The sequence below is a fragment of the Streptomyces sp. NBC_00083 genome (assembly GCF_026343295.1).
In the GTDB taxonomy this organism is placed as follows: domain Bacteria; phylum Actinomycetota; class Actinomycetes; order Streptomycetales; family Streptomycetaceae; genus Streptomyces.
In genome coordinates this window covers 697,151-719,121 of sequence record NZ_JAPELY010000002.1, presented here as the reverse complement: position 1 = coordinate 719,121, position 21,971 = coordinate 697,151, and the positions used below count along the sequence as shown (strand labels likewise).

At 73.1% G+C, this 21,971-nt stretch carries 20 protein-coding genes; 6 read left to right on the top strand and 14 right to left on the bottom strand.

Annotation, left to right across the window (positions count from 1 at the left end):
* Window positions 1–88: 88 nt before the first annotated feature.
* From moeZ to OOJ98_RS19655, 12 genes are all read right to left on the bottom strand, one after another.
* Window positions 89–1,267 (bottom strand): adenylyltransferase/sulfurtransferase MoeZ, encoded by a 1,179-nt coding sequence (moeZ, locus tag OOJ98_RS19705; RefSeq protein ID WP_267056245.1) that lies wholly within the window; start codon window positions 1,265–1,267, stop codon window positions 89–91.
* 63 nt (window positions 1,268–1,330) lie between these two features.
* Window positions 1,331–2,107, bottom strand: coding sequence for a spherulation-specific family 4 protein (locus OOJ98_RS19700; RefSeq protein ID WP_267056244.1), 777 nt, complete (start codon window positions 2,105–2,107; stop codon window positions 1,331–1,333).
* Complete coding sequence (locus tag OOJ98_RS19695) at window positions 2,095–3,060, bottom strand: NAD(P)-dependent oxidoreductase (RefSeq protein ID WP_267056243.1); 966 nt, start codon at window positions 3,058–3,060, stop codon at window positions 2,095–2,097. The genes OOJ98_RS19700 and OOJ98_RS19695 overlap by 13 nt, the downstream gene beginning before the upstream one ends.
* A 145-nt stretch (window positions 3,061–3,205) precedes the next feature.
* The gene (locus OOJ98_RS19690) at window positions 3,206–4,417 is read right to left on the bottom strand and encodes a hypothetical protein (RefSeq protein ID WP_267056242.1); all 1,212 of its coding nucleotides are present in this window, start codon (window positions 4,415–4,417) and stop codon (window positions 3,206–3,208) included.
* Window positions 4,414–6,165 carry a DUF3492 domain-containing protein gene (locus OOJ98_RS19685; RefSeq protein WP_267056241.1) on the bottom strand — a complete coding sequence of 584 codons (1,752 nt, stop codon included), beginning with the start codon at window positions 6,163–6,165 and terminating at the stop codon, window positions 4,414–4,416. Before OOJ98_RS19685 ends, OOJ98_RS19690 begins: the two co-directional genes overlap by 4 nt.
* Before the next feature lie 191 nt (window positions 6,166–6,356).
* The gene (locus tag OOJ98_RS19680) at window positions 6,357–8,054 is read right to left on the bottom strand and encodes an ABC transporter ATP-binding protein (protein WP_267056240.1); all 1,698 of its coding nucleotides are present in this window, start codon (window positions 8,052–8,054) and stop codon (window positions 6,357–6,359) included.
* A complete protein-coding gene (locus tag OOJ98_RS19675) occupies window positions 8,051–9,055 on the bottom strand; it encodes an ABC transporter permease (RefSeq protein WP_267056239.1) in 1,005 nt (334 codons plus the stop codon). Before OOJ98_RS19675 ends, OOJ98_RS19680 begins: the two co-directional genes overlap by 4 nt.
* Entirely contained in the window at window positions 9,055–10,038 is a 984-nt protein-coding gene (locus tag OOJ98_RS19670) for an ABC transporter permease (RefSeq protein WP_267056238.1), read from the bottom strand. Before OOJ98_RS19670 ends, OOJ98_RS19675 begins: the two co-directional genes overlap by 1 nt.
* Before the next feature lie 2 nt (window positions 10,039–10,040).
* Window positions 10,041–11,771, bottom strand: coding sequence for an ABC transporter substrate-binding protein (locus tag OOJ98_RS19665; protein WP_267056237.1), 1,731 nt, complete (start codon window positions 11,769–11,771; stop codon window positions 10,041–10,043).
* 186 nt (window positions 11,772–11,957) lie between these two features.
* Entirely contained in the window at window positions 11,958–12,053 is a 96-nt protein-coding gene (locus OOJ98_RS34840) for an Ms4533A family Cys-rich leader peptide (protein ID WP_323177914.1), read from the bottom strand.
* Window positions 12,054–12,152: 99 nt separating this feature from the next.
* Complete coding sequence (locus OOJ98_RS19660) at window positions 12,153–13,439, bottom strand: DUF3152 domain-containing protein (protein ID WP_267056236.1); 1,287 nt, start codon at window positions 13,437–13,439, stop codon at window positions 12,153–12,155.
* A gap of 8 nt (window positions 13,440–13,447) precedes the next feature.
* Window positions 13,448–14,440, bottom strand: a complete 993-nt coding sequence (locus OOJ98_RS19655) for an alpha/beta fold hydrolase (protein ID WP_267056235.1) — start codon at window positions 14,438–14,440, stop codon at window positions 13,448–13,450.
* 136 nt (window positions 14,441–14,576) lie between these two features.
* Here OOJ98_RS19655 and OOJ98_RS19650 point away from each other — a divergent pair, with 136 nt between their 5' ends.
* The 4 genes from OOJ98_RS19650 to OOJ98_RS19635 all read left to right on the top strand — a co-directional run bounded on the left by OOJ98_RS19650 (window position 14,577) and on the right by OOJ98_RS19635 (window position 16,401).
* The gene (locus OOJ98_RS19650) at window positions 14,577–14,798 is read left to right on the top strand and encodes a hypothetical protein (protein ID WP_267056234.1); all 222 of its coding nucleotides are present in this window, start codon (window positions 14,577–14,579) and stop codon (window positions 14,796–14,798) included.
* A gap of 145 nt (window positions 14,799–14,943) precedes the next feature.
* Complete coding sequence (locus OOJ98_RS19645; protein WP_267056233.1) at window positions 14,944–15,585, top strand: TetR/AcrR family transcriptional regulator; 642 nt, start codon at window positions 14,944–14,946, stop codon at window positions 15,583–15,585.
* 142 nt (window positions 15,586–15,727) lie between these two features.
* Complete coding sequence (locus OOJ98_RS19640) at window positions 15,728–15,955, top strand: DUF3107 domain-containing protein (protein WP_267056232.1); 228 nt, start codon at window positions 15,728–15,730, stop codon at window positions 15,953–15,955.
* Between the two features lie 182 nt (window positions 15,956–16,137).
* Complete coding sequence (locus tag OOJ98_RS19635) at window positions 16,138–16,401, top strand: hypothetical protein (RefSeq protein ID WP_267056231.1); 264 nt, start codon at window positions 16,138–16,140, stop codon at window positions 16,399–16,401.
* Window positions 16,402–16,433: 32 nt separating this feature from the next.
* On the opposite strand, the gene OOJ98_RS19630 is transcribed toward OOJ98_RS19635, so the two are convergent.
* Entirely contained in the window at window positions 16,434–17,195 is a 762-nt protein-coding gene (locus OOJ98_RS19630) for a ferritin-like fold-containing protein (RefSeq protein WP_267056230.1), read from the bottom strand.
* Window positions 17,196–17,575: 380 nt separating this feature from the next.
* On the opposite strand from OOJ98_RS19630, the gene OOJ98_RS19625 reads away from it, so the two are divergent.
* Together OOJ98_RS19625 and OOJ98_RS19620 are read left to right on the top strand one after the other, a co-directional pair.
* A complete protein-coding gene (locus OOJ98_RS19625; RefSeq protein WP_267057031.1) occupies window positions 17,576–20,008 on the top strand; it encodes a DEAD/DEAH box helicase in 2,433 nt (810 codons plus the stop codon).
* A 115-nt stretch (window positions 20,009–20,123) separates the two neighbouring features.
* Entirely contained in the window at window positions 20,124–20,999 is an 876-nt protein-coding gene (locus OOJ98_RS19620) for an alpha/beta fold hydrolase (RefSeq protein WP_267056229.1), read from the top strand.
* A 9-nt stretch (window positions 21,000–21,008) separates the two neighbouring features.
* Here OOJ98_RS19620 and OOJ98_RS19615 read toward each other — a convergent pair whose 3' ends face one another.
* The gene (locus OOJ98_RS19615) at window positions 21,009–21,866 is read right to left on the bottom strand and encodes a helix-turn-helix domain-containing protein (RefSeq protein WP_267056228.1); all 858 of its coding nucleotides are present in this window, start codon (window positions 21,864–21,866) and stop codon (window positions 21,009–21,011) included.
* Window positions 21,867–21,971: the final 105 nt, after the last annotated feature.

Genomic DNA, 21,971 nt, shown 5'->3' with positions numbered 1-21,971 from the left:
GCGTCGTGCGCTCGGGTCGCCGGACATGCCGCTGGGGCCGGCCCCGCACAGGGAGTGCGGGCCGGCCCCAGGGGGAGCCGTAGGCGCCTCAGTAGATCGGCTTCTCCGGTTCGATCTGGTTGACCCAGCCGATCACGCCGCCGCCCACGTGGACCGCGTCCGAGAAGCCCGCCGACTTGAGGACCGCGAGGACCTCCGCGGAGCGGACGCCCGTCTTGCAGTGCAGGACGATGCGCTTGTCCTGGGGCATCGACTGGAGGGCCGTGCCCATCAGGAACTCGTTCTTCGGGATCAGCTTGGCGCCCGGGATCGAGACGATCTCGTACTCGTTCGGCTCGCGGACGTCGATGATCTCGATCTTCTCGTCCGCGTCGATCCACTCCTTGAGCTGCTTGGGAGTGATCGTCGAACCCATGGCCGCTTCCTGGGCCTCCTCGGACACGACGCCGCAGAAGGCCTCGTAGTCGATGAGTTCGGTGACGGTCGGGTTCTCGCCGCAGACCGCGCAGTTCGGGTCCTTGCGGACCTTGACCTGGCGGTACTGCATCTCCAGGGCGTCGTAGATCATCAGACGGCCGACCAGCGGCTCGCCGATGCCCGCGAGGAGCTTGATCGCCTCGTTGACCTGGATGGAACCGATGGACGCGCAGAGCACGCCCAGCACGCCGCCCTCGGCGCAGCTCGGAACCATGCCCGGCGGCGGGGGCTCCGGGTAGAGGCAGCGGTAGCAGGGGCCGTGCTCGGACCAGAACACCGAGGCCTGGCCGTCGAAGCGGTAGATCGAACCCCACACGTACGGCTTGTTGAGCAGCACGCACGCGTCGTTGACCAGGTAACGGGTCGCGAAGTTGTCCGTGCCGTCGACGATCAGGTCGTACTGGCTGAAGATGTCCATCACGTTCTCGGCTTCGAGCCGCTCTTCGTGCAGGACCACGTTCACGTACGGGTTGATGCCGAGCACGGAGTCACGCGCGGACTCCGCCTTGGAGCGGCCGATGTCGGCCTGGCTGTGGATGATCTGGCGCTGGAGGTTCGACTCGTCGACCTCGTCGAACTCCACGATGCCGAGCGTGCCGACACCGGCGGCGGCCAGGTACATCAGGGCCGGGGAGCCGAGACCGCCGGCGCCCACGGCGAGCACCTTCGCGTTCTTCAGCCGCTTCTGCCCGTCCATCCCGACGTCGGGGATGATCAGGTGGCGCGAATACCTGCGGACCTCGTCTACGGTGAGCTCAGCTGCTGGCTCGACCAGGGGTGGCAGCGACACGGAAACTCCGTCGGTCGGTATGTCAGTACGGTTGTTCTCTCCGTAACACTGCCACGCTCCCCCTCATTCCGAGATACCGGGTCCGATCCGCGAGACGATTTCGTCCCAGTAGCCGGGCAGTGTCTCAAATGGGTCGATACGCCCCTTTCCCCGCGGGGCCCGATCGGGGCGGTCCGTGAAGTAGATCGTGCCCGCGCCCTGCCAGCGGGCGATCCGCAGCGCCTCTTCCAGGTGGGTCCTCGGCACCCCGTGCACCAGGTGGCAGAAGCGCTCCGGCGGATGGTCGGCGGTCCATTCCGCCACCTGCGACCAGCGGTATTCGCTCCACGGTCCGGTGAAGGTGACCAGCTGGTCGGCGAGCTCGGCGTAACCGGGGCACGGGTGGGCGCCGTGGCCGAAGACCAGGTGGGCGCCCTCGCGCAGGGCGCGCAGGGTCTCCGCGGTGCGCCGCATGCCGAGAAGGTCGTCTCGATCCGTGGGACAGCGGTCCAGGTAGAAGCCGTCGACCCGGTACCAGTCGAGGTAGCGCTGGGCCTCGGAGATCTGGTCGCCGAAGGCCCGGGTGCCGTGCGCCGCGTCGAGGTGGCCGAGCACCCGGATCCCGGCGTTGCGGAGCTTGCCCGCCGCTTCGAGGCAGTGCGGGTCGGGACGGCTGCCGGGCCCGCCCCTGGCGCCGCCCGCCACGTTGAGCACGGCCCAGTGCAACGGCGTTCCCGGACGGGTGAGTTCGGCCCATTCGACGGGGGCGACGAGAGGATGGGCGTACCCGGGGACACCGAGGCCGAGCCGGTCGGCGCCGGTGGCCGCCTTCTGCCGGGCGGTCCGGGTCAGATTCGGCATGCCGCCTCCATCCAGATGTCGGCGAGGGATTCCTCCAGGTTGATCCGGGGCCGCCAGCCGAGCCGGTCGCGGGCGGTGCGCACATCGGCCTGCTGCCAGCTGCCGCAGCCGTCGGGGTACGGCGAGGGCGCGGCGAGGTGGTCGAGCACGGCCTCGCCGGAGCGCGGGGATCCGATGAGGCCGGGCCGCATGACTGGCGGGCCGTCCAGCTCGTGCAGGGCGCCCGCGTAACCGGCGACCCTGGCGAGGACGGCGGCGGCGTCGCGGAGCTTCACCGAGCGCCCGGTGCCGATGTTGACGACGCCCTGGGCTGCGGAGAGCGAGGCGGCGTGTACGGCCCGCGCCACATCGCGTACGTCCACGAAGTCCCGCTGCACGCCGAGGCCGCCGAGCTTCAGCTCGCCGTCGCCGGACTGCATGGCGCGGCGCATCGCCTCGGCGAGCCGGCCGAGCGGCGAGCCGGCCGGGGTGCCGGGCCCTACGGGCGAGAAGACGCGCAGGACGATCGCATCGAGCCCGGAGCCGAGGACCAGTTCGGTCGCGGCGAGCTTGGAGACGCCGTACGGGCCGCCGGGGCGCGGCACCGCGTCCTCGGCGGTCGAGGAGCCGGGCTGCGAGGGACCGTATTCGGAGGCGCAGCCGATCTGCACGAGGCGGGCGCCGCAGCCGCTGCGGCGCAGGGCCTCGCAGACGGTGGCGACGGCGACGGTGTTGTGCCGCGTCAGTTCGCGTGCGCCGCCGCGGATCGCTCCGGCGCAGTTGACGACGACCCCGGGGTGGACGGCGTCCAGGAAGCGGGTGAGGGCTCCCGGGCTGCCGGTGGCGAGGTCGAACCGTACGTCGGCGTCGTCGCCGCGTCCGAGCGCGGTGAGCTGGACGGCGGGGTCGGCGAGCAGGCGGTCGGCGACGAACCGGCCGAGGTATCCGTTGGCTCCGAGCAGCAGCACCCTCATCGCGCGGTCCTTCCGTGCGTGCGGCGGGAGGCCGGTGGCAGGGCGGTCATGTGTCGTTCTCCTTCAATGCCTCGTCGCCTGCTCCGTGGGGCGGTCAGGCGGGTTCGGCGCTTCGGTGGGGTGGGCGCGTCGGTCGACGGGCGCCTCACTGGTCGCAGTGGGCCGAGGCGCGGGCGAGTACCGCGGTGGCCCGGACGAGCAGGGCGAGGGCGGCGGCGCCGCACACGGCGGCGGGCAGCACGCCGGCGCCCCAGTTCTGGACGGCGGTCGCGACGGGCCGGCCGACGAGGGAGAGACCGGGCAGCCGCCCGGCGAACACGCTGCACAGCGCGAGGAGTTCGGCGCCGGCCGCGGCGGCGAGCACCTTGGCGGCGGCGCGGGCGAAACCGTGCGCGGCGAGCAGACGGGCGAGCCAGAGCAGCATGCCGAGCGCGAAGGCGCCGGTCACATAAGGCGCGCTGTAGGCGAGTTGAGCGCCTGCCAGACATACGCCCAGCCCGACGGCGAACAGCGCCGCGGTCGCCAGGAGCAGCGGTCTGGACCGTCCGGCGAACTCGGCGAGGCCCCGGCTCGACGCGAGCTTGCGGCGGGTCCGCACGGAGAAGAGGTGCGCGCACCAGATCCCGGGGGCGACGGCCAGCGCGAGGCCGGTGGCCGCCGCGGGGTTCAGTGGCCAGCCGCCGTCGGGGCCGCCGCGCACCGCGTCGGCGAGCAGTCCGTCACCGCCGATCGCGTACGCCGTCAGCCAGCCGGCGCAGAGCCGGACGGCGAGTCCGGCGCGGGGGGCGGTGCGCAGGGGGGCGCGGCGCAGCGCCAGGGTGAGGGCCGCGACGAAGGCCACGGCGCCGAGGGCGCCGACCGCGGGGCGGATGCCCGCGGGGGTGGCTTCGGTGCCGGTGACGGCGAGGACACCGAGGGCGCCGGGCAGCAGCGCCCAGACCGCCCAGCCGACGGGTGCGGTCGCCAACTCCGGTGTGGGCAGGGTGGTTTCGGTGTCGCGCGGCACACGGGCGTAGAGCTCTTCGGCGAGCGAGAAGACGTCGCGGTGCCGGAAGCGGGCGGCGGTGCGGTCGGTGACGCCGTGCGCTTCGAGGCCGGCCGCGATCTCCAACGGGTCGACGGCCCGCTCGCACAGCGCACGATGGCGGTGCATCAGCGCCTTGACCGGGTCGGCGGGGCCGCGCCGCGCGGGGGCGCCGCGTCCCGCGCCGCGCGGGGCGGGCTCGGGGGTGCGGGTCTCCTGCGGGGGGCGGGGCTTTTCGGCGGCGGCCCGCCGGTCCTCCGGAGCGGCGAGGGCGTCCTGCGGCGGGCCGTCCCAGGCGGTTCCGGTGGCCGGGGCCGAGGGGGTGTCGCTCACGCGCCCGCCCCTTCCGCCGCCGTGTCGAGACGTTCCTGCGCGAGCACGCCGAGGGGGCCGACCGCCCAGCCGGGCCCGTGGCCGCCGGGCGCGGCGGGGACGCGGGCCGCGGTCGGTGCCGCCCAGCGTCCCGGCACATGGGCTTCGGCCGGGTGCGCGAAGGGCTGGGGCGCGACGGCCTCGCGGGCGCTCTCGCGGTGGACCGGGTTGTGGGACATGAGCTCCAGGTAAATGCCGCGAAATGCCGCGAGGTTCTGCTCGACGGTGAACAGTTCGAGCGCGCGGGCTCGGGCGGCGGCGCCGAGACGCGCCCGCCGCTCGGGGTCGCGCAGCAGCGCGAGGCAGGCGTCGGCGAGGGCGCGGGGGTTGCGCGGGGGCACGACGAGGCCCGTGCCGCCGATCACTTCGACGACGGCGCCGCTGTCGGTGGAGACGGTGGCCCGGCCGCAGAACATCGCCTCGACGAGGCTCAGCGGGAATCCCTCGACGACGCTGGACAGGACGACGACGCTTCCCGTGGCGTACGCGTCGGCGAGTTCCGGCGCCTCGGGTCCGCCGATCTCCTCGAACGACACGGGGTTGTCGCCGACCGCGTGCGGGTCGGCGGCCTCGTCGGGGAAGAGCTGGGCGGCGAGCGCGCGGCAGTGGGCGAGGTAGCCGGCGGACCCGGCGTCCTGCGCGGGCGCCGAGAACAGCCTCAGGCGCGCGGCGGGTTCGGCCTTGCGGACCTCGGCGAAGGCGTGCAGCAGAGCGATGAGGTCCTTGGCGGGCTCGATCCGGCCGACCCAGACCAGGGTGTGCGGGTCTCCGCCGTACGCGCCCTCGCCGACCGCGTGGAACCGGTCGGCCGCCATGCCGGGGTAGACGGTCCGCAGCTTGGCGCGGTCGGCACCGCAGCGCTCCTGCCAGCGCCGGGCGTGGGTGTTTCCGGGGGTGATCAGCTCGGCCCGCGCGTACACCTCGACGGCGAGGCGGCGCTCGAATCCGGACTGCAACGCCCGGACAGGGGCGGAGAGTTGGGCACTCGCCAGGTACTGGGTGCGCAGCTGCACGCCGTACTCGGTGACCAGCAGCGGGATTCCGCAGAAGCGTTTGGCCAGGAGGCCGGGCAGCGCCGCACGGCCGCCGGACGCGGCATGGCTGAGGTCGACCGAGCCGAGGGCGTCCTCGCCGTACCAGTCGAGCGACAGCGGGCGCAGGGTGCGTTCGAGGAAGGCCGCGAAGGCGAGGTGGTCGGGGACCCGGGCGGCGCGCACGGCCCGGTTCGCGCCGGGCGCACGGCAGGCGGCCTCCAGCATGCGGACGGCCGTCTCGGAGCGCAGCTCGGCGCCGAGTCCGCCGTGTTCGCGGGCGAGGGCGGCGAGTCCGTAGAGCCCGTCGGCGAAGGCGCGGGCGGGGGTGTCGGCGGGGTCCGTCCCGGCGTCGCCGCCCCTCTCCTCGGTGCACACGGCGGCGGCGAGGCGGCCGAAGTGGGCGGCGAACGCCCGGCGTTCGCGCCGTCCGTAGGCGCGCTCGCTCCGGCCGCGGCCGGTGCGGGTCTCCGGTGCGGACCACAGCGGGGCGGTCCGCACCCGGCGCACCTGGGGCGGCAGCGCGACGAGGCCGCGCGTTTCCTGATCCCGGCTCCGGCTCAGCGCGAATATGTCGAACTCGTGCCGCGCGAGCCCGCGCACGAGCCGGTCGCACCACAGTCCGGACTCGCCGGTCGTGTACGGATAACCGCCGTCCGTGAGCAGTCCGATCCGCATGTGCGCACCCCCGATCTCCCTTGTGGGCGGCCACCGTTGGCAACGGCGACTCGCAGCGGGATGAACGTAAGCGGATATGCCGATGGCGCGACGGACGGTTGTCCATCGCGCCACCAGAAGGGGTGAATGCACGTAACTTTCCCGACCCGGTGGCGTTCAGTGGCGCTACGGGTCGTCCCGGTCACTCTGGGCTACGCCACGGGTACCTCCTCGCGCGGCGGCGTGCGGCGTGCGGCCCGGCGGGCGGCGGCCCTTGCGGGGTCGAGGGAGGGGACGGCGGCGAGCAGCTGCCGGGTGTACGGGTCCTTCGGCGCCCCGTACACCACGTCCGCCTCCCCCTCCTCCACGATCCGGCCCCGGCGCATCACGGCCACGCGGTCGCTGACCTGCCGCACGACGGCGAGGTCGTGGGCTATGAAGACCAGCGCGAGGCCGAGTTCCCGCTGCAACTCGCCGAGCAGCGCGATGACCTGGGCCTGGGTGGTGACGTCGAGCGCCGACACGGGTTCGTCGCAGACGATGAGCCGCGGCTCGGCGGCGAGGGCCCGCGCGATGCCCACGCGCTGGCGCTGGCCGCCGCTGAACTCGTGCGGGTAGCCGTCGTACCGGTCCGGGTCGAGCCCTACCCGGGTGAGGAGTTCGGCGACGCGGGCGCGGATGCGGGCCTCGTCGCGCCCGCCGGCGGCGCGCAGGGGGTCGGCGACGGATTCGCCGATCGAGCGGCGGGGGTTGAGGGAGGAGACGGGGTCCTGGAAGACCATCTGCACGGAGCCGGTACGGGTGACGCGCCCGGCGCTCGGTTCCAGGAGCCCGACGAGCATGCGGCCGAGGGTGGTCTTGCCGCTGCCGCTCTCGCCGACGATGCCGAGGGTCTGTCCGGGGTGGAGGGTGAGGGTGACGTCGTCGACCGCCCGGAACGCGGCCCGGCCCCGCCCGAACGCCCGGCTGACGCCGAGGGCTTCGATGACGGGTCTGCCTGCCGGAGCTCCGCCCCGGACCCCGTTCGCGCCTGACGGGCGCTCGTCCTCGAACGCCGGACGGGCCGGGGACGCCGGATGGCCGGGCCCCGCCGGGGGCTGGGCCGGGGGCTGAGCCGGGGACAGTTGCGGGACTGCCGCCAGGAGTGCCCGCGTGTACGGCTCTCTCGGCGCCGTCAGGACCGTCTCGACCGGTCCCCGCTCCACCTCCCTGCCCGCCCGCATCACCAGCACATCGGACACGCTCTCCGCCGCCACTCCCACGTCGTGGGTGACCAGGAGCAGGCCGAGGCCCGTCTCGCGGCGCAGGTCGTGCAGGAGGTCCAGGATCTGCGCCTGGACGGTCACGTCGAGCGCGGTCGTCGGTTCGTCGGCGATCAGCAGCCGCGGCTCGCACGCCAGCGCCATCGCGATGAGCGCCCGCTGCCGCATGCCGCCGCTGAACTCGTGCGGCCGCGCCCGGGACTTGCGGGCCGCGTCGGGGATCCCGACCCGGTCGAGGACCGAGACCGCGCGCGCTCGGGCCGCCCGCCGCGAGCCGCCCTTGTGCACCCGGTACACCTCGGCGATCTGGTCGCCGATCGTGTAGTAGGGGTCGAGCGAGGAGAGCGGGTCCTGGAAGACCATGGCCGCCAACCCGCCGCGCAGTGCGCGGAGTTCGGCGTCGGAGGCCGACCCGACATCCACCCCGGCCACCCGGACCGCGCCGGTGACCCGCGCCCCCGTGCCCCGGTGGAGGCCGAGCAGCGCGTACGCCGACGCGCTCTTGCCGGAGCCGGATTCACCGACGACCCCCAGCGCCGCGCCGGGCCGGAGTGTGAAGGAGAGGCCGTCGACGGCGCGTACCCCGCCGAAGGAGATGCCGAGGTCGGTCACTTCGACCAGCGGCTCCGCATCAGGAATCGGCGTCATGAGAGCACCACCCGTCGGTCCGCCATCGCGTACAGGACGTCCGCGACGGTATTGGCGAGCACCACGAAGAATCCGGTGGTCAGGACCACGCCGACCACCACCGGCAGGTCGACCGTGCGCACCGACTCCACGAGCTGGCGCCCGATGCCGGGGATGCCGAAGAGCGTTTCGGTGAGCACCGCGCTGCCGAACATCGTGCCCGCGTCGAGTGCGCTGAGCGCGATGACCGGGGCGACCGCGCCGCGCAGCGCGTGCCGCCCGACGATCGCCCGCTCGGTGAGCCCGTACGCCCGGAACGTGCGCACATGGTCCTCGGCGAGCGTCTCCAGCATCGAACTCCGCGTCAGGCGCGCGTACTTGGCCGATTCGATCAGTGCGAGCGAGAACCACGGCAGGAGCAGGCCCCAGAACCACTGCTCGGGGTTGTCGGTGAACGGCACGTACTGCGGGAACGGCAGCCACTGCAGGGTGGAGCAGAGGACGATGATCAGCAGCAGCCCGATGACGAACACCGGAGTGGAGGTGCCGGCCAGGGTCAGCCAGGTGAGCAGCCGCTCGACGGCTCCGCCGCGCTTCCACGCGGAGAGCACTCCCGTTCCGACCCCGATCAGCAGCCACAGCGCGAACGCGCCGACCACCAGCGAGCCGGTGACGGGGAGCTTGCCGAGGATGAGGTCGGTGACCTGTGCGTCGGTGCGGTAGGACTGCCCGAGGCAGGGTGCGGAGCAGTGCACCATCGCGGTGCCGGAGGAGAAGTCGCGGCCGGCGAAGATGCCCTGGATGAAGTGGGCGTACTGGAGGTACAGCGGGTCGCCGAGCCCCAACTTGTCGTGCACCAGGGCGACTTGCGCCGGTGAGCAGCGTTCGCCGCAGACGATCTGGGCGACGTTGCCGGGGGCGACGTAGAAGACCGCGTACACGATGACCGAGAGGGCGAGGAGCACGAAGACGGCTCCGGCGACCCGTTTCAGGAGGAAGGTCGCGAGTCCCGTGGAGTTCATCAACGTGCCGTTTCCTTGCGGGACTTGGGGGTTCCGGCCCGCAGGCGCGACGCGGCTCTCGGGTCGAGGGCCGTGCGCACTCCCTCGCCGATCACCGTCAGGGAGAGGACGGTGATGAAGAGGAGCCCGGCCGGCAGGAGCAGATAGGTCGGGGCGGCCTGGTACCAGGTGTTGGCGTCGGTGAGCATCTGGCCCCAGGACGGGGTGGGCGGCTTGATGCCCACCCCGAGGAAGGACAGGGCCGCCTCGGCCACCACGTTGCCGGGGACGAGCAGCACGGCGTAGGTGATCACGGGGGCCGCGAGCGCGGGGAGCAGCTCGCGGCGGGCGATCGCCCAGCTGCCCCAGCCGCTGAGCCGGGCCGCCGATACGTGGTCGAGGGTCTTGAGCGACAGGGCGGCGGCCCGCACGATCTTCGAGGTGCCGAACCAGCCGAGCCCGGCGATGATCAGCGTGATCAGGACGGGGCGCGGGACGGACGCGGGGGCCACGGCGAGCAGTCCGAGGGTGATGACGAGCATGGGCAGGGCGGCCGCGACGTCGGTGACGCGGCTGACGATCTGGTCGGCCCAGCTCCCGCCGAGCGCGGCGAACAGGCCGAGCCCGACGCCGAGCGCGACCTGGATGAGGGTGGCCACGAAGGCGACGCCGAGCGAGACGCGGGCGCCGTGGACGAGGCGGGCGAACAGGTCGCGGCCGGTCCCCGGTTCGACGCCGAGCCAGTGCGAGCCGCTGATCCCGCCGAACGGGCCGATGGGCACGCCGCCGCTCGCCGAGTCGACGAGGGCGGGGTGGTAGGCGTTGGGGTCCTGGCCTTCGAGCGCGGTGAGCAGGGGCGCGGCGAGCGCCACGAGGACGAGCAGGGCGAAGACGGCCGCCGCGGCGGTGACCGCGCGCTGGGCGCGCAGCCGCCGCCAGAAGAGACGGCCGCCGGGAGCGGGCGCGGCGACGCCCGCCCCGGTGGCCAACAGGGTTTCTGACATGGCTACTTGACCGCTGTCTGCGAGATGTCGAGCACGCCGGTCCAGTCGCTGATGACGACGTTCTTGACGTCCTTGCCGACGAGGCGCTTGTAGACGGGGTGGAACAGCGGCACGACCACGGCCCGGTCGCCGATCCTCTTGTCGAGCGCGCCCCAGCGGGGCGCCGCCGCGGCGAGGTCGGTGAGCTTGTTGATCTCGTCGATCTCGGTGTTGACGGACGGCTCGTTCAGGAAGCCGGTGTTGAAGTTGGCGCCGTCCTTGACGATCTGGCGGCCGTCGAAGATGGGCGCGAGGAAGGGGCCGCCGGAGGGCCAGTCGGCGCCCCAGCCGCGCAGGAAGAAGCCGGGCTCCTTGGTCACGCTCGCGACGGTGTCGTTGTAGTCGTTGCCTTCGAGGCCCTGGAGCTTGACGGTGATGCCCGCCTTCTTCAGGGCGTCCTGGAGGGCGGTGGCGACCTCGGGCCCCTTGGGGCCGCCCTTGGCGTTGGAGTGGGTGAGCGTGACGGTCAGGCCGTCGGCGTAACCGGCCTCCTTGAGCAGCTCCTTGGCCTTGTCCGCGTTGCCGGAGGGGCCCGCAGGGAAGGGGTCGTACGGGGTGTACCCGAAGGCCTTCTGGTCCGGCAGGAAGGTGGTCGCGGGCTCGGCGAGCGAGGAGCCGCCGACGGCGTTGACGACGGAGGTGCGGTCGACGGCGTACGCGATGGCCTGGCGGACCTTGGGGTTGTCGAACGGCTTCACGTTCGGGTTGAACGCGATGTAGTTGGTGTAGCCGAAGTGGCCGGTGCCGACGCGCGCGGCGAGCTGCTTGTCGCCGCCGACCTTGGCGAGTTCGGCGGGGCCGAGGTTGGTGTCGGTGGTGACGGCGGCGGCGTCCGGGCCCTGGGACGCGGAGAGCCGCTGGTTGATGACGGCCTGATCGAGCCCGGAGCGCACGTCGATGGTGTCGGGGTAGGCCTTGCGCTCGCTGTCGGTGGCCTCGGACCAGTGGGGGTTGCGGGCCAGGACGAGGTGCTCGCCGTCGTTCTCGTTCTTGACCACCTTGTAGGGGCCCGACGAGACGGGGTGCTCCTCGTACTTGGTGCCGTCGTCCTTGGCCTTGGGGACGGGTGCGAACTGGGTCTGGGTGGCGAGGAAGGGGAACTCGCCCTCGGGCTTGTTCAGATGGAACACGATGGTTCTGGCGTCGGGCGTCTCGATGGAGCCGAGGCCCTTGCCGCCGTCCTTGTAGGGGCCCGCGTAGGTGGCGCCGCCGACCAGCCAGTCCCTCAAGTACGGTGCGCCGCCGGAGAGTTCGGCCGCGAAGGAGCGCTCGATGCCGTACTTGATGTCGGCGGTGGTGATCGGGCTGCCGTCCTCGTAGGTGAGGCCGTCCTTGAGCGTGTACGTCCACACGGTGGCGTCGGCGTTGGGCCTGCCGGTGTCGGTGGCGAGGTCGGGGACGACCTTGGTGCCCTCGGCGCCGTTCTCGCGGTTGCGGGTGGTCAGGGTGCGGAAGACGAGCGAGGGCACGTTGCCGCCGCCCGAGGTGTAGAGCCTGGCCGGGTCGAAGTCGGTCTGCGCCTCGTTGTTGAGGACGCTGAGCGTGCCGCCATTGTGGGGCGTGCCGGACGCGCCGGACGCGGCACTGCCGACGCCGCCGCCCTCGGGGCCGCAGGCGACGGCGCCCACGGCGAGGACCACGGCTATCGCGGCCGCTCTGGCGACATTTCCTGGGGAAAGGGACGTGTGACGCATCGGAAGGAGACCTCTCGGTGGCTGCGGGGCAGGCGGCGGACGCGGGCGCCGCAGCGCCGGACCCGTACCGAAAGGGGGTGGCGGGGAGGGGGTGGCTGCGCCCGTGTGCGGAGGCCGTGCGGGAAGCACGGCGATACCCGGGCGCAAAAAGGGAAAAGGAAGGAGTCGAACGCGCTCGGGACTGCGTCAGCTACAGAGAACGTCGGCCACGCTGTGCCCGGTCACGCCGATGAGCGCCAGCTCGATGGCGGCGCGTTCGGTGGTGGCGTGACGGTGCGACATGCCGAGAAATATGAACGAACCGCTGTTCACTGTCAATCGGGAACGAGACGGCCGTCCCACATCGTGGACATGTCGCACCGCGTCGGCATCGGACAGCCGTCAACTCGTGGGATAGACCCAGGGGTTGGGCCGGCAGGCGATGCCGTCGATGTCGAGGGACTTGGTCTGCTGCTGCATCACCGGGGCGAGCGCGCCGGGCGTGCGGCAGCTCACGTGGTTGTGCCCGAGGCGGTGGCCCACCTCGTGGTTGATGAGCATCTGCCGGTACGCGACCATCGCCTTGCCCCAGCCGAAGGTCTCCGAGCCCTGCGCCCAGCGGAACGCGTTGATCATCACGCGGTCGGTGGCGGCGGAGTCGCAGGAGACGTTGTCCTCCGTGGTGTCCAGGCCCGACTTCTGGCACCACACGCCGGTGGTGCCGGGGCTCGCCAGGGTGACCACGAAGTCCGGCTTGCCCGACGAGATCCGCTCGAAGGTCATCGCCCCGTTGTGCGACCAGCTGCGGTCGTCGTTGAGCGTCTTCTGCACCGCCTCGGCGAACAGGGCGCCGTCGAGGCCGAGCCCCTTCTCCAGATCGACCCGGTAGCGGTACTTGCGCCCCTTGCCCGGGGCGGCGGCCGCGCCCGGCACCGTCTCGAAGTCGCCGGGGCCCTTGAGCTTGGCGTCGAGCGGGAACTGCTGGGCCATCTTCTGGTCGTACGTCAGGACCGCGGGGGCGGCCTGCGGGGTGGAGCGCCCGCTGCCGCGCGACGCGGAGCCGTCGTCGTCCCGCCCCTTGTCGGCCGCCGACTGTCCCGCGGCGTCGTGCCGGTTGTCGTCGGACGTGACCTGGCCCGCGACGACGACCGCGAGCACGGTGGTCACCGCGGCGGCCGCGATCCCGGTGAACGTCCTCCCCTTGGACACCTTGGAGGCCTTGGCCGCGCCGGTCTCCTGGGACCCCTTCGCCTTCGCGGCGGGCGCGTTCGGACCGTCGCGCAGGGGCACCGGGACCGTCGGGACGGCGACGGTGTTCGACGCCGCGGCGGACCGGGTGTCGGGGCCGTCGAAGGCCTCGGTGTAGGAGCGGCGCGGGCCCGGGATGCGCGGAGTTCCGCCGTCGCGGGAATCACGCTGGGCCGGGCGGGGCGTGCCGCGCCGGTCGCCGTAGCGGGCCGCCGCGCCGCCCGGACCGTCCTCGTGGTGCTGGGGGTGCCCGCCGCGCACCCGGGGGGTGCCGGAGGCGGGGGTGCCCGCCGTGTCGTGGTGTCCGTCGTGGGCGTCGTCCGCCCGTCGTCTGCGCCGGCCGCTGCCGGAGGCGCCGGCCGGCTCGGCCTCGGGGGCCTGGGGCGCCTGGGGTATCGGCGCCGCTTCGCCGGACTCCTTGGGTCGGCTGTGTCGTCCCACGCCCCGGATCAGCTCCTGTTTCCTCGGTCGTGGCGGCGTGCGCCGCCGCTGCTGTCGTCCATCAGCTCCCGCACGGCCTTCGCGACCGTCGCGGGGTACTCCATCATCGCCACGTGCCCGGCGTCGGGCAGGGTCAGCAGCCGCGCGTCACGGAAGGCGGCCGCCGCGCGACGGGCCATCCGGAACGAGACGAGCTGGTCACGCCTCCCGTACACGAGCAGCGTCGGCGCGAGCACGCGCTCGGCCTGCCGCCACAGGCTGTGCTGGCCGCCCAGGGTGTACGCGTCCACGATGCCACGCGCCGAGCGCGCCATCGCGTCCCAGAAGTACGGCAGTTGGAGGCGGCGCTCCATCTCCTTGACCGCCGCGTCGAACCCCTCGGGGCTCACCCGCTCCGGGTCTCCGTAGCAGAGCGCCATGACCCCGCGGGTACGGTCCTCCGCGGTCCAGTCCCGGCTCAGCTTCGCGAAGAGGGAGGCCACGCCGGGCAGCGCGACCAGCGCCGTCGGCCAGGCGCTGCGCTGGACGCGGATCTCGGGCAGCGCCGGCGAGACGAGCGTCAGGGTGCGCACCAGGTCGGGGCGGACGGCCGCGACCCGGGTCGAGACGGCGCCGCCGAGCGAGTTCCCGATGAGGTGGACGGGGCCGCGGCCGGAGGCGTCGAGCAGGCGGATCACGGCGCGGGCCTGCGCGGTGATCGAGTAGTTGCCGTCGTCGGGCGGCGGGGAGTCCCCGAAGCCGGGCAGATCGAGGGCCTCGCCGTCGACCCGGTCCGCGAGGAGCGGCATCAGCGCCGACCAGTTCTGCGAGGAGCCGCCGAGCCCGTGGACGTACAGCGCGGGTTCGAGGCCGGGGGTGGTGCCGGGCCGGGACCGGACGGTCAGGGAGAGGCCGGGCAGGCTCACGGAGCGCAGCTCCTCGCCCTCGGCGACCCCGACCGCGCTCACCCGTGGCGCCAGGGCGGCAGCGGCGGGGGTTTCCGGCAGCTCGGTCGAAGACATGCGGGCAATGTTACGAGACGATCACACCGTGGTTCATGTGTTCGCCGTCACAGGCCGTATAGCGGTGTGTCCGGGGAACTCCTAGGCTCGTAAGGAAGCCCCCGAATCACTCGAAGAGGACGAAAAGGGAGCAGTCATGCCGGTCGATCCCAGCGATCCGGAAACCTTCCAGGAAGAAGCCGACGCCCCCGCGGAGCTGTCCGGAGAGACCCCCGAGGCGGACGCGGCCGAGCAGCACACGGACGTACGGCAGAGCCACGACGACCCGCTGACCCGCCTCGACCCCGATGCCGCCAATGAGGCGGACGCCGTCGAACAGGCCCGCGTGGTCGCCCTCGACGAGGACGACTACCGGTGAATTGGCCGGGTTCCTCCCGATACCTCCGGCTACCCAGCGCGTCCGGTCCGTGAAATTCTGCGTTCGCACCGCGCACAGCCGGGTTACCCAAAAGTACGATGGCGACGCGCGTGCATCGCGCACCAGAACAACTTTGGGAGGCGGCGTGACAGCCATCGAGCAGACCGAGGCGGCGCGCCCGCGAGGCACGCGCCTGCCGCGCCGGGCCCGCCGCAATCAGCTTCTGGGCGCGGCCCAGGAAGTCTTCGTCGCGCAGGGTTACCACGCGGCCGCCATGGACGACATCGCGGAGCGCGCCGGCGTCTCCAAGCCGGTGCTCTACCAGCACTTTCCCGGCAAGCTTGAGCTGTACCTGGCCCTGTTGGACCAGCACTGCGAGTCGCTGCTCCACGCCGTACGCACCGCGCTCGCGTCGACCTCGGACAACAAGCTCAGGGTCGCCGCGACGATGGACGCCTACTTCGCGTACGTCGAGGACGAGGGCGGCGCGTTCCGGCTGGTCTTCGAGTCGGACCTGACCAACGAGCCGGCCGTGCGCGAGCGCGTGGACCGGGTCAGCCTCCAGTGCGCGGAGGCCATCTCGGACGTCATCGCCGAGGACACCGGCCTGTCCAAGGACGAGTCGATGCTGCTCGCCGTGGGGCTCGGCGGTGTCTCCCAGGTGGTGGCCCGTTACTGGCTCTCCAGCGAGTCGACCATCCCCCGCGACAAGGCGGTCGAACTGCTCACCTCGCTCGCCTGGCGCGGCATCGCGGGCTTCCCGCTGCACGGCATCGAGGGCCACTGAACCGGCCGCGGCGCGGTCATTCCTGAATTCTGTTCGCTCCTGGCGTTCAGGGGCGGGCCATTTCAGGCCCGCTCGCCGGGCTAATGTGTGCAGCGTACGGCGCGGCTGACCGCGCACCGCACGAGGTCGGAGGGACATAGCCGTGGAGGTCAAGATCGGCGTGCAGCACGCACCCCGGGAGATCGTTCTGGAGAGCGGGCAGTCCGCCGAAGAGGTCGAGAGCGCGGTTGCCGACGCCCTCGCCGGCAAGGCGCAGCTGCTCAGCCTCGCGGACGACAAGGGCCGCAGGGTCCTGGTGCCTGCCGACAAGATCGCTTATGTGGAGATCGGCGAACCGGCCGTCCGTCGGGTGGGCTTCGGCGCGCTGTAGTACACCGGACACCGCGGAAGGGGTGCCCCCAGTCGAGGACTGGGGGCACCCCTTCCGCATGCCCGCGCCCGTGCCTGGGCCGTTGCTTCCTCCCAGTGAGGGGAGGGTTGCGTTCCGCGAGCGTCGGGTAGGACGGGTGTGACCGGTTCCGCCCTGGCCACACCCCCTGGGAGGCGACGTACATGCTTCTGGAAGCCCTCGGCTCCGCACTGCTGGGATTCGCGCTCGCGTGGGCCGCCGCGACCCGCCTCGCCCACCGGCTGCCCGACCGCCGCACCGTCCTCGCCGTGGGGCCGCTCGCCGGTCTCTTCGGCGCTTTCCTGACCCACTCGGCGATCGGCCCCGGCCACGGCGTGACCACCGTGCTCGGCGCGGTCTTCGTCGCGACCGTCCTGCTGTCGCTGCTGCTGCGCCCCACGCGCCGCCTGCGCCGCTCGGCGGCGTAGGCGGCACCGGCCGGTTGACGGCGCGTCAGGGCTCAGGCGGCGAGGCCCAGGGCCGCCATCCGCTTGGTGTGGGCCTTGGTGATCCGCGTGAACATCTCGCCCACGGCCGCGAGGTCGAAGCCCGCGGCCACGCCGTCCACGCCGCCGACCAGCATCGTGGAGAGCGCGTCGCGCTCGGCCACCACCCGCTGGGCCTGCGAGAGCGCCTCGCCCATCAGACGGCGCGCCCACAGCGCGAGCCGGCCGCCGACCCTCGGGTCCGCCTCGATCGCGGCGCGCACCTTCTCCACGGCGAAGTTGCCGTGTCCGGTGTCGTCGAGCACCGCGAGCACCAGTGAGCGGGTGTCGGAGTCCAGGTGGTTGGCGACCTCGCGGTAGAAGTCGCTCGCGATCGAGTCCCCCACGTACGCCTTGACCAGGCCTTCGAGCCAGTCCGACGGGGCGGTCTGCTGGTGGAAGTCGTCGAGCGCCTTGGCGAAGGGCTCCATCGCGGCCGTCGGCTCCGCGTCGATCTGCGCGAGCCGGTTCCGCAGCCGCTCGAAGTGGAGGAACTCGGCGGAGGCCATCTTCGCCAGCTCCGCCTTGTCGGCGAGGGTGGGCGCCAGCTTCGCGTCGTCGGCGAGCCGCTCGAAGGCGGCGAGCTCGCCGTAGGCGAGGGCGCCGAGGAGGTCCACGACCGCCGCCCGGTACTGGGGAAGCGCGGAGGCCGTCGCCCAGTCCTGGGCGGCGATCCCGGTGCGCTCGGGTTCCGGGGTGGTTTCTTCGGCCGCAGTGGCGTTGTCAGACGTCTCCATAAGCCGCACAATAGCCCGCCCGGGGCACGCTGTAAGGGCCTACTCGATCACACCCGTCGCACCCGCCCCGTGAATTCTCCCGACACACATGCGCGAATCCGGGGTACAGTGGTAATGCGCCTGCCGAGTATGTCGACGGGCCGCACGAATGAGGATGCCCGGTCGGTTCCCCGGTCGGCTCCGACCCGACAGCCCTTCGCGGGGCACGTTTCCCCACGTGCCACCCAAGAGGGATCCCTCAGCGGCACGCGCGCTTGAGCGACGGCAGTGGTCCCGCGCCCCCCGGCAACCCGATCGAATCTGATCCCGCCGGACGACATGGGCACGGTACGACCCGCCGCGTTCGCCTCCGTGCCGCGTCTCACAGAAGAGGCAGCACCCTGACTACGTTCCGAGAGCTCGGGATCCTTCCCGAGACCGCCGAAGCCCTTGAAGCCGTCGGCATCGTGTCCCCGTTCCCCATCCAGGAGCTCACGCTCCCCGTCGCGCTCTCCGGCGCCGACATCATCGGGCAGGCCAAGACCGGCACCGGCAAGACGCTCGGCTTCGGCCTCCCGCTCCTGGAGCGCGTGACCGTGCCGGCCGACGTCGAGGCCGGCCGGGCCACCACCGCCCAGCTCACCAACACCCCGCAGGCCCTCGTCGTCGTCCCGACGCGCGAGCTGTGCCAGCAGGTGACCAACGACCTGTTGACCGCCGGCAAGGTGCGCAACGTGCGCGTGCTCGCCATCTACGGCGGCCGGGCGTACGAGCCCCAGGTCGAGGCGCTCAAGAAGGGCGTCGACGTGATCGTCGGCACCCCGGGCCGCCTGCTCGACCTCGCCGGGCAGAAGAAGCTCGACCTCTCCCACGTCAAGGCGCTCGTCCTCGACGAGGCCGACGAGATGCTCGACCTCGGCTTCCTGCCGGACGTCGAGAAGATCATCCAGCACCTGCCGCCGAAGCGTCAGACGATGCTGTTCTCGGCGACCATGCCGGGCGCCGTCATCGGCCTCGCCCGCCGCTACATGTCGCAGCCCACGCACATCCGCGCCACGTCGCCGGACGACGAGGGCACGACCGTCGCCAACACCGAGCAGTTCGTCTACCGCGCCCACTCCATGGACAAGCCGGAGATGGTCGCGCGCATCCTGCAGGCCGAGGGCCGCGGGCTCGCGATGATCTTCTGCCGCACCAAGCGCACCGCCGCCGACATCGCCGAGCAGCTCGCCAAGCGCGGCTTCGCCTCCGGCGCGGTCCACGGCGACCTCGGCCAGGGCGCCCGCGAGCAGGCGCTGCGCGCCTTCCGCAACGGCAAGGTCGACGTGCTGGTCTGCACCGACGTCGCCGCGCGCGGCATCGACGTCGAGGGCGTCACGCACGTCATCAACTACCAGTCGCCCGAGGAGGAGAAGACCTACCTCCACCGCATCGGCCGCACCGGCCGCGCGGGCAAGAAGGGCATCGCGATCACGCTGGTCGACTGGGACGACATCCCGCGCTGGCAGCTGATCAACAAGGCGCTCGACCTGAAGTTCCCGGACCCGCCGGAGACGTACTCCACGTCGCCGCACCTCTTCGAGGAGCTGAAGATCCCGGCGGGCACGAAGGGCGTGCTGCCCCGTGGCGCCCGCACCCGCGCCGGGCTCGCCGCCGAAGAGGTCGAGGACCTCGGCGAGACCGGTGGGCGCGGCCGCAAGTCCGCCGCTGCGGCCCCCGTCGTCACCGAGGAGCGCCCGGAGCGTACGCGGACGCCGCGTCAGCGTCGCCGCACCCGGGGCGGTTCGCAGGCCGAGGCCGTCGAGACCGTGCCCGCGCCCGCCGCGGCCCCGGCCGTCGACGCCGTCGAGACCGGTACGGAGCCGCGCACCCCGCGCCGCCGTCGCCGTACCCGTGTGGGCGCCCCGTCGTCCGCGCCGCAGGCCGCCGCCGCGCCGGTGGCCCAGGCCGCCGCTCCGGCCGCCCGGGTCGCCGTCGCCGAGCCGGTCGCAGCGCGGGCCAAGGCCGAGCCCGCCGCGGCTCCGGTCAAGGCGCAGTCGCGTCGCCGTTCCGCGCCGGTCGTCGAGCCCGTCGCCGCTTCCGTCGAGGCCAAGGCGCGCCGTCGTCGGGTCCGCAAGGCCGACCCGGCCTCCGAGGTCGGATTCATGACGCCCGAGTCGGCCGCGCTCGAACTGGCCAGGGCGGCGAAGGCCGCGACCACCGCCGCGATGACCGTCGTCGCGGAGGCCCCGGTCGCCGTGGCGCCGGTGGAGGAAGCGCCGGCGAAGACGCGGCGCACGCGGGCCAAGAAGGCCGCCGAGGCCGTCGTCGAGACGGTCGAGGCACCGGTGGCCGTCGAGGCCGAGGCCCCGGCTGCCAAGCCGCGCCGCACCCGCGCCAAAAAGGCCGTCGAGGCCGCTCCCGAGGCGGTCGTCGAAACGGCCGTCGAGGCCGAGGCTCCCGTGAAGCCGCGTCGCACGCGCAAGAAGGCCGCCGAGGCCGTCGTCGAGACGGTCGAAGCGCCGGTGGCCGTCGAGGCCGAGGCCCCGGCTGCCAAGCCGCGCCGCACCCGCGCCAAGAAGGTCGCGGAGGCCGCCCCCGAAGCGGTCGTCGAGGCGGCCGTCGAGGCCGAGGCCCCGGCTGCCAAGCCGCGCCGCACCCGCGCCAAGAAGGCCGTGGCGTCCGCCCCCGAGGCGGCCGTCGAGGCCGAGGAGGCTCCGGTGAAGCCGCGTCGCACGCGCAAGAAGGCCGCCGAGGCCGTCGTCGAGGCCGTCGAGGCGCCGGCGGACGCCGAAGCCCCGGCCAAGCCCCGTCGCAGCCGCGCCAAGAAGGCGGCGGTCGCGCCCGAGGCGTAACCCGCACCACCAGCACCACGCGAACGGCCCGGTTCCCCTCGATGGGGGCCGGGCCGTTCGCGTGCCGGGCTCACGCGGCGAGAGGGCTCCTGGGCAGGGCGGATACGCTCTACTCATGAGTAAGCCGCGCTCCCTCGACCTCCCGGCGCGTACGCGTGCGTACCGGCTTCGCACCCCGCGTCAGGAGTTCGCCGTACTCGATTCGCGGCCCGACGGGCAGCCGCGCGGGACCGTGCTCCTGGTGCCCGGGTACACCGGCAGCAAGGAGGACTTCCTCGCGCTGCTCGATCCGCTGGCGGACGCCGGGTACCGGGCGGTGGCGGTCGACGGGCGCGGGCAGTTCGAGAGCCCGGGGCCGCGGTGGCCCGCCGGGTACACGCCGCGCGCCCTCGGCGGCGACGTCCTCGCGCAGGCCGCGGCGCTGGGCGACGGCCCCGTCCATCTCGTGGGGCACTCCTTCGGCGGGTTCGTCGCCCGGTCGGCGGCCCGGCTCGATCCCTCCGCGTTCCGCTCGCTGACGCTGCTCGCGTCGGGGCCGGGGCGGGTCGCGCCCGAACAGCGCACCAAGATCCGGCTGTTGCAGGCGGCGCTGCCGGTACTGCCCGCGTCGTGGGTGTGGTCGGTGACGCAGTGGCTGGACGGCAGGGACCCGGCGTTCGTACCGGACCCGCCGGAGATCGTGGCGTTTCTCGGCCGCCGCTGGTTCAGCACTCAGCCCGCCCAACTCATCGCCACCGGACGGCAGTTGAGGATCGAACCGGACCGCACCGAGGGGCTCGCGAAGCTGCCGCTGCCGCTCCATGTGGCGTACGGGGACGGCGAAATGGTGTGGTCCCTCAGCGAGTTGGCCCACATGGCGCGCAGCACCGGCGCCCGGCACACCGTGATCCGCGGCGCCGACCACTCCCCCAACGTCTCCCATCCCCAGGAACTGACCGCCGCCCTCACCGAGTTCTGGGCCGGTGTCACGGCCGGCTCGGGTGCGGCCTAGCGACCCGGTTCAGCGCCCGGCCGCAGCCTGCCGCAGCAGCGCGACGGCCGTCTCGGAAGGGGAGCCGGCGGGCGTGGTGCACACGGTGAGCACCTGCTCCGGCGAGCGGGCGACCGACAGGGCCTGCTGGGTCACGGTCACCGTGCCGACGACGGGGTGGCGCAGTTCGTAGCAGGTGGCCTCGCACGGCGTCACCCGATGGTCGCGCCACAGCTTCACGAACGCCTCGCTCTTCATGGTCAGTTCGCCGATCAGCTCGGCGAGCAGCGCGTCGTCGGGGTACCGGCCGACGGCGACGCGCAGATTGCCGACCACCGCGCGCGCCTTGCGCTTCCAGTCGGCGTACAGCGCCCGGCAGTGCGGGTCGAGGAAGAGCATGCGGCTCATGTTCGGGCGGCGGGCCGGGTCGTCCGGGGCGCGGACGTCGAGGTGGCCGGCGAGCAGGGCGTGTCCGAGCGTGTTCCAGGCCAGGACGTCGGTGCGGCGGCCGAGCACGATCGCGGGGACGCCGTCGACCGCGCGGAGCAGGTCGCGCGTCTCGTCGGCGAGCTTCTCGGGCCGCGGGCGGCGCATCCGGGGCGTGTGGCGGGCGGCTTCGGCGAGCCGGTCGAGGTGTTCGCGTTCGTGGCCGTCGAGCAGGAGGGCGCGTCCGATCGCGTCGAGCACCTCGGCGGAGGCGCCGCGCGACAGGCCCTGTTCGAGCCGGGCGTAGTACGAGACGCTGACGCCGGCCAGCTGGGCCAGCTCCTCACGCCGCAGGCCCGCCACCCGTCTGCGGGGGCCGAAGTCGCGCAGGCCGACGTCCTCGGGGCGCAGCCGCGCCCGTCGGGCCAGGAGGAAGGTGCCGAGGGGGCCGGGTCCGTTCATCGCCCCAGTCTCGCCGGGCGCTCCGTCCGCAGCCACACCCTGCGAGGGGTAGGACGAGCCGGGTGTGGCACCCGCCCGCCGCCGCCTCCAGGCTCGGTTTTGTTC